Annotated in this window: 11 protein-coding genes; 6 read left to right on the plus strand and 5 right to left on the minus strand. The window is 69.3% G+C overall.

The annotated features are described in order from the left end of the window. Nucleotides 1–141 precede the first annotated feature (141 nt). The 3 genes from HR086_RS14335 to HR086_RS14345 all read left to right on the plus strand — a co-directional run bounded on the left by HR086_RS14335 (nucleotide 142) and on the right by HR086_RS14345 (nucleotide 3,394). The gene (locus HR086_RS14335; protein ID WP_174465911.1) at nucleotides 142–1,401 is read left to right on the plus strand and encodes a hypothetical protein; all 1,260 of its coding nucleotides are present in this window, start codon (nucleotides 142–144) and stop codon (nucleotides 1,399–1,401) included. A 2-nt stretch (nucleotides 1,402–1,403) separates the two neighbouring features. Further along, nucleotides 1,404–2,279 carry a hypothetical protein gene (locus HR086_RS14340; protein WP_174465912.1) on the plus strand — a complete coding sequence of 292 codons (876 nt, stop codon included), beginning with the start codon at nucleotides 1,404–1,406 and terminating at the stop codon, nucleotides 2,277–2,279. Between the two features lie 116 nt (nucleotides 2,280–2,395). Next, the gene (locus HR086_RS14345; RefSeq protein WP_174453145.1) at nucleotides 2,396–3,394 is read left to right on the plus strand and encodes an RNA ligase (ATP); all 999 of its coding nucleotides are present in this window, start codon (nucleotides 2,396–2,398) and stop codon (nucleotides 3,392–3,394) included. Nucleotides 3,395–3,453: 59 nt separating this feature from the next. Here the strand turns inward: HR086_RS14345 and HR086_RS14350 are convergent, their stop codons facing one another. Next, on the minus strand, nucleotides 3,454–5,097 hold the full coding sequence (locus HR086_RS14350; RefSeq protein ID WP_254626328.1) for a rhomboid family intramembrane serine protease: 1,644 nt from the start codon (nucleotides 5,095–5,097) through the stop codon (nucleotides 3,454–3,456). A gap of 66 nt (nucleotides 5,098–5,163) precedes the next feature. Between HR086_RS14350 and HR086_RS14355 the strand changes: the two genes are divergently transcribed. Both HR086_RS14355 and HR086_RS14360 read left to right on the plus strand, forming a co-directional pair. Further along, nucleotides 5,164–6,948, plus strand: coding sequence for an FHA domain-containing protein (locus HR086_RS14355; RefSeq protein WP_373564299.1), 1,785 nt, complete (start codon nucleotides 5,164–5,166; stop codon nucleotides 6,946–6,948). Nucleotides 6,949–7,043: 95 nt separating this feature from the next. Beyond that, on the plus strand, nucleotides 7,044–7,637 hold the full coding sequence (locus HR086_RS14360) for a response regulator (protein WP_141648350.1): 594 nt from the start codon (nucleotides 7,044–7,046) through the stop codon (nucleotides 7,635–7,637). Nucleotides 7,638–7,667: 30 nt separating this feature from the next. Here HR086_RS14360 and HR086_RS14365 read toward each other — a convergent pair whose 3' ends face one another. The 3 genes from HR086_RS14365 to HR086_RS14375 are packed head-to-tail and all read right to left on the minus strand — an operon-like array spanning nucleotide 7,668 to nucleotide 10,045. After that, the gene (locus HR086_RS14365; protein WP_174461634.1) at nucleotides 7,668–8,432 is read right to left on the minus strand and encodes an enoyl-CoA hydratase/isomerase family protein; all 765 of its coding nucleotides are present in this window, start codon (nucleotides 8,430–8,432) and stop codon (nucleotides 7,668–7,670) included. A gap of 5 nt (nucleotides 8,433–8,437) precedes the next feature. Next, nucleotides 8,438–8,650 (minus strand): biotin/lipoyl-binding carrier protein, encoded by a 213-nt coding sequence (locus HR086_RS48500; RefSeq protein ID WP_141648351.1) that lies wholly within the window; start codon nucleotides 8,648–8,650, stop codon nucleotides 8,438–8,440. 42 nt (nucleotides 8,651–8,692) lie between these two features. Then, nucleotides 8,693–10,045 (minus strand): acetyl/propionyl/methylcrotonyl-CoA carboxylase subunit alpha, encoded by a 1,353-nt coding sequence (locus tag HR086_RS14375; protein WP_174453142.1) that lies wholly within the window; start codon nucleotides 10,043–10,045, stop codon nucleotides 8,693–8,695. Between the two features lie 141 nt (nucleotides 10,046–10,186). Here HR086_RS14375 and HR086_RS14380 point away from each other — a divergent pair, with 141 nt between their 5' ends. After that, nucleotides 10,187–10,570, plus strand: coding sequence for a hypothetical protein (locus HR086_RS14380; protein ID WP_246137771.1), 384 nt, complete (start codon nucleotides 10,187–10,189; stop codon nucleotides 10,568–10,570). A gap of 19 nt (nucleotides 10,571–10,589) precedes the next feature. On the opposite strand, the gene ftsZ is transcribed toward HR086_RS14380, so the two are convergent. Next, nucleotides 10,590–11,762, minus strand: a 1,173-nt coding sequence (gene ftsZ, locus HR086_RS14385) for a cell division protein FtsZ (protein ID WP_174465915.1), incomplete at its 5' end; no start/stop codon positions are given.

Here is an 11,762-nt window from a genome sequence, read left to right on the forward strand (position 1 = left end):
CCGGAGGCACACCGTGAGGCAGCGTGCGCGCCATTGTGCAGGAGCCTGCACGAAGGTGGGAGGCCCACATGGAGGGAGCCCGCCGGGCGAGCGGGGGCACGGGCCTTGTATTGCCCGCCCCCGTCCAGATTTGGAGGCTCCATGCTCGTGTCCGCGGTGACGTTGGGTTGTGCCCTGCTCCTGGGGCAGGTGGAGGGTGGCCCGCCCGCTGAGGTTACCCCCGTTGAGGTCGCCCCCGCCGAGGTCGCGCCACCCATCATCCAGCCGCCCGCCGTGCCGCTGCCCTTCCAGGACTCGGAGCGGCCCGCGCTGTGCCTGGAGCTGCCGCCGACGCCGAACGTGCCCTCCGGTCAGTGGCGCGCACAGTGCAGTCACGAGCAGCGTCGCTGTCTCATCACCCCGCGCCGCGAGCTGGATGTCGACGGCCAGGAGACGGAGCGCTTCCTGGAGCGGGTGCGTCCCTGCGTCCCCGAGGAAGCCGCGCCCGTCCCGAACGAGGAGCTGCGCACGTACCGGCTGGAACCCTCCATCGCGGACGCGCCACCGGGCTGGTATCGCGACGAGCGCGGTCGGGTGATGCAGTTCAACTTCGACCTGCACCGGCGCGTCTGGCTGGGCGGCGCCTGGAGCCCGCTGTGGCCCGGCGACGAGGCGCGCGAGGACCGCGTGCGCCTGGACTTCGGCATCGCGCTGGAGCTGGCCGCGCGCAAGCGGCTGCACCGGCTGCACTTCCTGGAGACGGAGCTGTCGCTCGGCGAGCCCTCCATCGACTTCTCGCTGCTGCGCTACGACTTCAGCGTCGAGCGCGATGAGCCGCTCTTCCGGATAACGACCTTCTTCGGTGAGCCGCGACGGTACGACGTCAGCATCAACCTGGGCGTGTGGCTGGAGACGCTGCGCGTGGAGGACCTGGAGCGCGGCGAGGCCCGGGGTGGGTTCCTCACCTGGGGCACCCTGCACGCCACCCTGGACCTGTGGCACTCGCGAGACCTGGTGTCCTACGTGCGCGTGCGCGCGGGTCCCTCCGCGGAGCGCGACTACGAGAACGGCATCAGCACGTTGGTGCCCGGCGCGGCGCTCGAAGGCAACCTGACGTTGGACCGGGATGGGTTCCACCACCTGCGCTTCGGCGTGGAGGCGGAGAAGGTGCTCCTGTCGCGCGCCGTGGAGGGTCGTCCGCTCAGGCCCGAGCGGCTCAGGCTCTCCGCCGGTTACGAGCTCATCCTGCTGGCCATCAATGACCAGCCGCTGAGCCTGGTCGCGGACGCGCGCGGGGTGTGGCGCAACGATATCGCCTTCCTGCCGGAGCGCTGGGAGTGGTCCGCCTCGGCGGGCCTGCGCTTCTCGCTGTGGGCTCCCGCGCGCCGCTCCGCGCCCATCGCCGAAAAGGCCCGGGATTGAACGTGCTCGCGCTTGGACTCGCATTGCTCCTGGCCTCGGCGCCAGGCGCGGGCCCTCCGTCACCGGACCCGTGTCTCCCCACGGACTCGAGGGGCGAGCCGTTTCCCACCTGCTTCGACCCCGGGGATGGCTGGGTGGTGGGCACGGGCGCGACGGTGCGCGACGGCGTGGGGGCGCTGACGCTGCACTCGAGCGTGCGCATCCGCACCGGGCGCACCAGCCGCAGCAAGGGCACGCCCTGGTTCACCAACCACCGACTCCTCGGCGTGGACCTCTGGGATGGCGAGCGGCGAGGCTGGGGCTTCACCGCCTATGACGGACTGCTGCGTCGCCACCTGGAGGAAGGCTTCATCCTGATTCCCACCGCGCGGCCAGTGCGCATCCCCTTCCCGTTCGACGTGACGGTGGCGCTGCGCGCCGCGCACCTGGAGCGGCGCGAGTGGGAAGGTCCGGGGTGGACGCTGGAGACGGGGCGCATGGGGCTCCTTGTCGACCCGCTGCGCTCGGAGACCGGGCGCGCCTGGCTCGGCTTCGGCCCGGTGGCGAGCCACACGCTGCGCCGCGCGGGAGACACCACCGAGCACGCGCTGTCTCCCTTCACCTCGCTCATGTTCGACCTGGGCCTGGAGAGCGAAGATGGACTGTGGGCCCTTCGTGCCTCGGGGCTCGCGGGGTGGACCCTTGGCCTCGAAGGTGGAACGGACTTCCGCGCCCGCGCCGATGCCTCCCTGGAGCGCGTGTTCCTCGCCGTGGCGGACCAACCCGTGGCGCTGCGGCTCTCTGGTGGCTACGTCGTGGGTGACGCGGGCCTCTCGCGCCGTGACGAGTGGACGCTCGGCGCGGGCATCGTGGTGCGAGCCTTCAGCGCGCGGTGGTGAGTCCGCCGTGCCCGAAGCCCAGGGATTCCTGATATCGAGGCACCGTCAGCCGGAGCCTTCCAGGGCGTCGCTCGGGAGCCCCGGCCCTCGCCGGTGGCGAGGAGGGAGGTCCCGTCATGGAGAGAAAGCTCGTCTCGATTCAGCGCATCGACCACCTGGAGGCCATCCCCGGAGCCGACAACATCCTGAAGGCACGGGTGATGGGCTGGGACGTGGTGGTGAGGAAGGGCGAGTTCGCCCCCGGTGACGCGTGCGTCTTCTTCGAAATCGACAGCCAGCTTCCGGAGGGCGCGCCCTGGGCGGAGTTCCTCAGGGCCCGGAGCTTTCGCGTGAAGACCGCGCGACTGCGGGGCGTGCTGTCCCAGGGGCTCGCGCTGCCCACCTCCATCCTGGAGGGCGCGGTGCCCCCCGAGGGCACGGACGTGCGCGACAGCCTGGGGGTCGTGAAGTACGAGCCGGCACCGCCCGAGGGCAGCGACGTGGCCGGGCCCTTCCCGGGCGAGGTGCCGAGGACGGATGAAATCCGCCTGCAGTCGGCGCTCGGCGTCCTGGACGAGCTTCGAGGCCACGACTTCTTCGTGACGACGAAGCTGGATGGGACTTCCGCGACGTTCTTCAAGCCGCTCGACGGCCCGCTGGTGGCGTGCTCCCGGAACTGGTCTCTGCGACCCGGAACGAGCCGGGCGTGGACCGTGGCGAAGCGGTACTCGCTGGACACCGCGTTGCCCCCGGGCTTCGCCATCCAGGGGGAGCTGTGTGGCCCCGGCATCCAGAAGAACCGACTGGGGCTCGCCGAGGTGGACCTGTTCGTCTTCAGCGTTCATGACACCCGGACGGGACAGTTCCTGGGCCATGCGGACTTCGTCTCGTTCTGCGCGCGGCACGGGCTGCGCACGGTGCCGGTGGAGCACGTCGTCACGGGCGAGGCCGCGCGAACGTTTGACCAGGGACTGGAGCACTACCTGCGGCTCGCCCAGGGCCTCTACCCGGGCACGAAGAACCGCAAGGAGGGCATCGTCATCCGCCCGCTCGTCGAGCGGCACTCGCCCACGCTGGGCGGCAGGCTGTCGTTCAAGGTCATCAACAACGACTTCCTGCTCAAGGACGAGGACTGAGGCCGGGCGCGCTCACCGAGAGCCCATGGCTTCCCGAGGGAAGCCTCGGAGCCAACGCGTCAGCGCGGCGTTGGACCCGAGGTCTCTCGGGGCATCGAGGACGGAGACGCTTCCAGCACCGTCCTCAGCGCGGCTTCGGCGGCCCGCAGACGCGCATCCTGCGGGTCCACGCGGCGCGCCTCTTCCAGTCTCTCCAAGGCCCGGGGAAGCGCGCCCCGGGCCAGCTCGCACCGTACGCCCGCCTCCAGCGCCCCCGTGTCCGAGGGGCCATAGACCTGGGCCTCGTCCGCCGCGTGACACCCCTCCTCCACGCGACCGGCATCAAGCAGCGCGCGTGCGAGCTCCACCCGAGCACCCACGTGCGAGGGTGACAAACGCACCGCCTCCGCGAGCGGAGTAACGGCCTCCCGCGACAACCCCAGCCGCCGCAACACCGCGCCCAGCTCCCGCTGAGGTCCAGGTGCTCCGGGCGACAGCAGCGCCCGCCCTCGCGCCTCGCGCAGCACCGAAGGCTCGTCGAAGCGCAGCTCCGCCACCATCCGGCCCACGACCTCCTGATACGCGGGCCACCGCGCGGGCCAGGTGAAGACGAGGCGGTAGACCCACTCTCCCCGAGGCACGAAGAAGGCGAGCAGGTGGCGCCCTCCATCGGGCCCTTCGAGCTCCGCGCGCAGCCGCTGCGCGACACGTCCTCCCACCAGCGTCCGCGACGGCCCTTGCACCGACAACGTCCGCCCCTCGGGTCCGGGCGCTCCCAAGGGCAGCGTCTCGTCGTGGAAGTGCCGGGCCTGCGCCAGACCATCCACGGGCTCACCCGCCTCGATGGCCTCCGCGGAGAACGTGGCGCGCCCCAGTCCGGGCAATCCATTGGAGAAGGTCCTCCGTCCCTGCCCGTCCACCTCGCCCCGCCAGCCTTCGGGCATCGCCACCGCGACGCCGAACCCGTCGTCCCGCTCCACGCGCCAGCCCGAGCGCTCCATCACCACCCCGCCCGCCACGAACAGCGCCGCGAGCACCCCTGCCAGCGGCCTCGCCAGACTCGTCCGAGAGGCCCGCTCGGAATCGCGTGGATCCAGGAACGCTCCCGCCAGCAACCCGGCCACCAGTCCACCCAGGTGCCCCGCGTTGTCCACGCCCACGGAGGTCCAACCCATCCAGAGAAACACGAGCACCGTTGGAAGCGCGCTTTCCCCGGAGAGCCACCGCACGCGGAAACCCGGGCGCGAGCGGTGACGCCGGCCCAGCACCAGCAGCGCGCCCATGCATCCATAGACGAGCCCGGAGGCACCCACGCTCACCGCGCCCGACCAGGCGAGTGAACTCGCCATCGTGGTCAGTCCGGTGGCGATGAGCAGCGCGACATAGTCACGACGGCGACAGGCTCTTTCGAGCGCCGTCCCCGCCGCCACCAGCACGGTGACATTGAGCGCCAGGTGCAGCGCATCCCGGTGCAGCAGGTTGGCCGACAAGAGCCGCCAGACCTGCCCCGCCTCGAGCACCAGCGGCCCCGCCTTCGCGCCCCAACGCACCAGCGCGTCCACGTCGACGGGACCCAGGGCAACGAGGACCCCGTGGACAGCCACCAGGAGCCCCGCGAGGGCCAGGGTGACCCAGGGAATCGGACGAGCGCTCCCTTGGCCGGCCGATTGACCGATGGACAACAGACCCGGCTGCCCCGCCTCCTGGGGAGAAAGCCCTGTCATTTGAGGGGGATGCATGACTTGTGCGTTGAAAGGCCGTTCTGCTATGACTGTACGCGGATCGGACCCGTGCTGAAGCTCATCATCGAAGACGACGAGGGGCGCAAGACCGTTGTTCCCTTCGTGCGCGACGAGATCACCATCGGACGTCAGGAGGGAAACACCATCCGCCTGACCGAACGTAACGTGTCTCGTCGTCACGCACGACTGGTGCGGTTGAACGGCCATGTCGTGGTGGAGGATCTGGGTAGCTATAATGGCACCCGGATCAACGGAGAGCGCATCGCTGGTCAGTCGCCCCTCAGTGAGGGCGATCTGATCCAGATTGGCGACTACGACCTGGCACTCCAGGCCGAGGGCGCCGCGAATGCCGTTGGCCCCATCACCACCAAGGTACCCACACGCCGGCAGGAAGCCGAGCCCGAGGAGCCTGACCGCTCGGAGAGTGAGGAGGAGGCACCTGGAGACGGCGACGAGCACGACCACACGCCCCCATCCCAAGCCTCCGCGGACAAGCGGCGGAACTCGACCTCCATCATCCGGTTGGATCATGTCGAGGCCGACCGGCCCCGGAAGTTGGAGGACATCGATACAAAGGATGCGCCCCGGCTGGTGGTGCTGACCCCGGACGAACTGCGGGGCCAGGAGTTCGCGTGCATCCGGACCGAGCTGCGCATCGGTCGCACGGACGACAACGACATCACGTTGGACCATCGTTCGCTGTCACGTACCCACGCCAAGCTGGTGCGCGAGGCGACGGGTGAGTGGCGCGTCATCGACATGCAGTCGGCGAACGGGATGACCGTCAACGGCGAGAGCTACGCCCAGGCCACCCTGAACAGCGGCGACATCGTCGAGCTGGGTCACGTGAAGCTGCGCTTCATGGGCGCGGGGGATGCCGGCGACGGCGAGGACGCTCCCGCCAGCGAAGGCGGCATGTCGAAGATGCCGCTGGTGGCCGGGCTCATCGCCCTGCTCCTGGGCGGTGGTGGCGTCGCGTTCTGGATGTCCAAGCAGGGCCAGGGCAATCAGCCCATCCAGGACCCGGTGGTTGCTCAGCCGACCCAGCCCGTGGAGCCTCCGCCCGCCCCTCCCGTGAAGCCGCCCGAGGACACCCGGGTTCCGCCGACGGCGCAGACCGGGACGACGGCCCCTCCGGAGACCCCGCCCGAGCCGGTGAAGCCGACGACCGAAGAGCTCATGGCCGCGGCGCTCAAGGCGTTCGATGCCCTGGACTTCAAGGGCGCCCGGACCGAGCTGGAGAAGACCCGCGGCGCGGACGGAAAATACCCCCGCGACGCGAAGAAGGTCCTGGACGACGTGGCGGTCGAAGAGGTCGTCGAGACCGAACTCAACAAGGCCAAGCAGGCGCTGGATGCGAACAGGCCCGATGAGGCGAAGGCGCCGCTCGAAGCCAGCGCAAAGACCAAGCTCTATATCGCGCGGTATACGTCGCTGAAGGCCCAGTACGATGCGAAGCTGAAGGAGTTCGAAGCGGCCAGGGCGAAGCCTCCTCCGGCGGCGGTGCCGGCCGCCGGGAAGGAAGAGCCCCCGCCTGTTGCCAACGCCGCGGACGCGCTCAACGAGCAGACCGGTCAGCTCGTGGCGCGTGCTGGCGCGCTCATCAAGAAGCAGAAGTACCGAGAGGCGCTCGCCGTCGCGGACCAATGCGCCAAGCTGGATGGAGAGAACCCCGACTGCCATCTCATGCTGGGCATCGCCAAAGCCCGGCTCGACGAGATTGACGACGGCGCGAAGCACTACCGGAGGTTCCTGGAACTCGCTCCGGCCGACCATCCCTATCGCAAGGGCGTCGAGTCACAACTGAAAGACTACGACGGCAGAAAGCAGTAAAACCAGGGAGGAGAACCATCCCCCCATCGGCTGCGCGTGCTCGCCCCCTCCCCGAGCCCCAGCTCGACGAAGTTCACCTGCAGCGAGGAGACGCTGTGCAGATTCGCATCCTGGTGGTTGATGACGAGCAGGACAACTGCGACTACCTCAAGCTGGTGCTGACCCGCGAAGGCTACGAGGTCGTGACCACGACGGACCCCACGCAGACAGTGGAGATCCTCCGAGGTTCCGACTTCCACCTCGTCATCCTCGACATGATGATGCCGCAGATGTCGGGGACCGAGGTGCTTGAGCTGATCCGCAAGTACGATACGGACGTTGCCGTCATCGTCGCCACCGCGTACCCCACGGTGGATACGGCGGTCGCCTCGCTCAAGGCCCAGGCTTCTGACTACGTCAAGAAGCCCATGGAGCCGGAGCAGTTCATCACCGCGGTCCGCAACGCCCTTCAGAAGAAGGGCTTGTCCCAGGACCCGGAGGCGGACCTGCACCGCGCCATCGGTCGCACCATCCGCGACGCGCGCAAGACGCAGGAGCTCACGCTCAAGCAGCTCGCGCGACGCACCGGCCTGTCCGTGTCACTGCTGTCCCAGATTGAACGCGCGGAGTCCTCCGCGTCCATCTCGTCGCTCTACAAGATTGCCTCGGCGCTGCAGCTGCGCATGGGCGAGCTGTTCGGCGACACCTGAAGCCCCGAAACCGCCTCGCCGGCCGCGTGACTAGCGGCCGGTGAAGCGGGGCGGACGCTTCTCCAGGAAGGCCGCACGCCCTTCCTTCGCGTCCTCGCTCCCAAACGCCGTCGCGCGAAGCGCTCTGAGCCTCGCCTGCTCCGCGTCACGCAGTGGCGCCCGCGACAGCAGCCCGAAGGACTCCTTCATCCCCGACACCGCGCCCGGTGCATGGCCCGCCAGCGTCGCGCACAGCGCGAAGGCCCGGGCCTCCGCGTCGTCCTCGCACGCGTCGAGCAGTCCCCAGTCCAGCGCCTCACGCGCATCCAGCTTCCGCGCCGTGAGGAAGAGCTGCTTCGCCCGGGACAGGCCCACCAGGCGCGTCGCCCGCGCCAGGCCCTCCGGCGAGTAGACGATGCCCAGCTTCGCCGGGGGCATGAGGAAGACGGTGTCCGGCGCGCCCACCCGGAAGTCGCACGAGGCCGCCAGGTCGAAGCCCGCGCCCACGGCCGCCCCCTGCACCAGCGCCACGCTGGGCACGGGGTGGTGCTCCAGCTTGAGCAGACACTCCACCAGCGCGTCATCCGGCAGGCGCCCGTCCGCACCCGGGGGCCCCAGGTGCGTCAAGTCGTAGCCCGCGCAGAAGGTGCCACCCGCGCCCCGCACCAGCAGCACCCGCACGTGTGGCGCGGGCTCCAGCGCCGCGTCCAACCGGGCCAGCATCGCGTCATTCAGCGCGTTGCGCCGGGCCGGGTTGGACAGCGTCAACACCCGAACGCCGCCCTCGCGGTCTTCCACCTCCACCGAGGGCTCCACCACGACTACCCGAGCACCACGAGGACATCACCCTCGTTGACGGACTGAGCCTCCTTGCACCGAATCTCCTTCACGGTGCCGGCCTCGGTCGTCTCCACCGGCATCTCCATCTTCATGGACTCGAGGATGACCAGCGTGTCGCCCTCTTTGACTTGCTGGCCGACCTGCACCTCGATCTTCCACACGGTGCCGGTGATATGCGCCGCAACGTCCGCCATAAGTCCGTTCCTCCAAAGGGGTGATGAAGCGGGAGCCTGCCACTACGCCGGCTTCGCGTGATGCTCCAGGAAATGCGTATCCAGCTCGCCGGCCTTGAAGGCCGCATCCTGAACGATTCGCAGGTGGAGCGGGATGTTCGTCTTGATGCCTTCGATGCGGAAGGACTGAAGCGCCGTCACCGAGCGCTCAATCGCCTCCGCGCGCGTGGCGCCGGAGATGATGAGTTTGGCGATGAGCGGGTCGTAGTTCGGCGTGACGGTGTTGCCCTCGGCATAGCCCGCGTCCAGGCGCACGCCCTCGCCCGTGGGAGGCTGGAACACCTTCAGCGGCCCCGGTGACGGGAAGAACTTCACCGGGTCCTCCGCGTAGATGCGGAACTCCAGCGCCGCCCCGCGCCGCTTCACGTCCTCCTGCTTCACCGTGAGGTGCTCGCCCGCGGCGATGCGCAGCTGCCAGCCGATGAGGTCCAGCCCCGTGGTCAGCTCCGTCACCGGGTGCTCCACCTGGAGCCGCGCGTTCATCTCGATGAAGTAGACCTGTCCGTCCGAGTACAGGAACTCCACCGTGCCCGCGTTGGCGTAGCCGAACGTCTTGGCCGCTGTCACGGCCGCGGTGAAGAGCGTCTGGGCCAGCTCCGCGTTCTTCCCGTCCGCGAACAGCACGGACGGCGCCTCCTCCACCACCTTCTGGTGGCGCCGCTGGATGGAGCACTCGCGCTCCAGACAGTGGATGAGGTGGCCGTGGTGATCTCCCAGAATCTGCACCTCGATGTGGCGCGGCGCGGGGAAGTAGCGCTCCAGGTACACGCCCTCACGGCCGAAGGCGGACTTCGCCCGGTCCGTGCACTGGCGGAACACCTTCTCCAGCTCGGCGGGGTTGTTCGCCGCCGCCATGCCGATGCCGCCGCCGCCGCCCGCGGCCTTGCACAACACCGGGTAGCCAATGCGCTCGGCCTCGGCCAGCGCGGTGGCCACGTCCGGCACCAGACCCTCGCTGCCGGGCACCACGGGGACGCCCGCCGCGGACACCAGCTTGCGCGCCTGGCTCTTGTCCTTCATCCGCGCCATGGCCTCCGGCGGCGGACCCACGAAGATGAGTCCCGCGTCCTGGCACGCCTGGGCGAACTCTCCGTTTTCGGACAGAAACCCGTAGCCGGGGTGCACGGCCTGGGCGCCCGTCTTCTTCGCGGCCTCGAGAATCGCCGGGATGCTCAGGTAGCTGTCCTTCGCCGGAGCGGGGCCGATGCGCACGGCCTCGTCCGCTTCCTTCACGAACGGCAGCTCCGCGTCCGGGTCCGAGTACACGGCCACCGTCTTGAGCCCCATCTGCCGGGCCGCCGCGCCGATGCGACGGGCGATTTCTCCCCGGTTGGCGATGAGCAACTTCTGGAACATGGCGCGTGCCCTCGTGTGCGGAAGGGCGGCGAACCTAACCCCCGCCCCCCTCCCTGACAAGGGCGCGGGCAGGCGTGCAACAGGTCCCTACAGTCCAGTAAATTTGCGGCTCTACAAAGGCATGACGTACCTTGCCACACCGTGAAGCCCACCTCTTCCTCAGGCACCGGCGTTGGCGTGGTCGACCTCCATGGCGCTCGCCGCGCGCGTCGGTTGGACCTCTACCGGACCCGCCAGTCGGACCGCGTCCGCAGCGTCCGAGGCACGCTCGAAGCCCTCACGCAGAGCGGCACGCTCTTCACCCAGGAGGGTACGCGCCGAGGGCTGTCGCTCCTCAAGGCGCTCCAGTTGCTGCAGCGCGCCAGTGCCCGGCTGGAGGAGCTGGCCGGTGGCGGCGTGATTCCGGCGCCCCGCAAGCAGGAGCGCATCGACGCGCTGTATGAAGAGCTGGACACCCTCTTCACCCGCGCGGACAAGCTGGCCGGGCGTGACGAGGCGAGCGTGGCGCGGTTGCCCGCCCGCTGAGCCCCACGTCGCCTGACGGCTACGGCAGCTCGGTCTGCCCCTGGCGGCGCAGGAAGGTGGGGATGTCGAACTGGTCCTCGTCCAGGGGGAGCGCGGAGTCCTTCACCACGGCGGTCCGGTTGCTGACGGACTTGTTGTTGTCCACGGCCGCCAGCGGACGGGAAGCGCCACTCTTGGCAGGCACCAGGCTGGCCACTTCCTCGCGCACGCTGTGGATGAGCACCGACTGCTGCGCGGGCCGCGCCAGGGGAACCTGGACCACCGGCGTCACCGTGCGCACCTTGGGCGCGTCGCGGTGGACGAAGCCGGTGGCGATGATGGTGATTTTCACCTCATCCTGAATCTGGTCGTCGATGAGCGAGCCGAAGATGATCTCCGCCTCGCTGTCCGCCGCATCGTGGACCAGGGTCAACGCCTCGTTGACCTCCTGGAGCGTCATGTCCCGACCGCCGGTGATGTTGATGAGCAGGCCCGTGGCGCCGTCGATGGAGACGTCCTCCAGCAGCGGGCTGGAGATGGCCTGCTGCATGGCGGTGAGCGCGCGCTTGTCGCCGGACGAGTGCCCGGTGCCCATGAGCGCCAGGCCCTTGTCGCTCATGATGGTCTTCACGTCGGCGAAGTCGACGTTGATGTAGCCGTGGTACTGGATGAGGTCGCTGATGCCCTGCACGGCATTCAGCAGCACCTCATCGGCGCGCTTGAAGGTCTCCAAGAGCGGCATTGGCTCGTTGGAGAGCGACAGCAGGCGCTGGTTCGGAATGGTGATGAGCGTGTCCACTGCGGCCTTGAGCTCGACGATGCCCTGCTCGGCCTGCTTGCGGCGCTTGTTGCCCTCGAAGAGGAAGGGCTTGGTGACGACGCCCACCGTGAGGCAACCCAGGCTCTTGGCGATGTCGGCGATGATGGGCGCCGCGCCCGTGCCGGTGCCGCCGCCCATGCCCGCCGTGACGAAGACCATGTCGGCGCCCTCGAGCACCGCGGCAATCTGGTCTCGCGACTCCAGCGCGGCCTCGCGGCCCATCTCCGGGTTGGCGCCGGCGCCCAGGCCCTTGGTCAGCGTCTGGCCCAGCTGCAGCCGCGTGGGCGCCTTGCTGGCGGCCAACGCCTGGATATCCGTGTTGGCGGCGATGAAGTCCACGCGGTCCAGCTTGGACAGAATCATCGTGTTGACCGCGTTGCAGCCGGCCCCACC

The organism is Myxococcus sp. CA039A (genome assembly GCF_013336645.1).
Taxonomy (GTDB): Bacteria; Myxococcota; Myxococcia; order Myxococcales; family Myxococcaceae; genus Myxococcus; species Myxococcus llanfairpwllgwyngyllgogerychwyrndrobwllllantysiliogogogochensis.

Excerpts from the sequence above, each read along its gene's own strand:
- HR086_RS14335 (WP_174465911.1), top strand. The coding sequence starts at position 142 with ATGCTCGTGTCCGCGGTGACGTTGGGTTGTGCCCTGCTCCTGGGGCAG.
- HR086_RS14345 (WP_174453145.1), top strand. The coding sequence starts at position 2,396 with ATGGAGAGAAAGCTCGTCTCGATTCAGCGCATCGACCACCTGGAGGCC.
- HR086_RS14350 (WP_254626328.1), bottom strand. The coding sequence starts at position 5,097 with ATGACAGGGCTTTCTCCCCAGGAGGCGGGGCAGCCGGGTCTGTTGTCC.
- HR086_RS48500 (WP_141648351.1), bottom strand. The coding sequence starts at position 8,650 with ATGGCGGACGTTGCGGCGCATATCACCGGCACCGTGTGGAAGATCGAG.
- HR086_RS14375 (WP_174453142.1), bottom strand. The coding sequence starts at position 10,045 with ATGTTCCAGAAGTTGCTCATCGCCAACCGGGGAGAAATCGCCCGTCGC.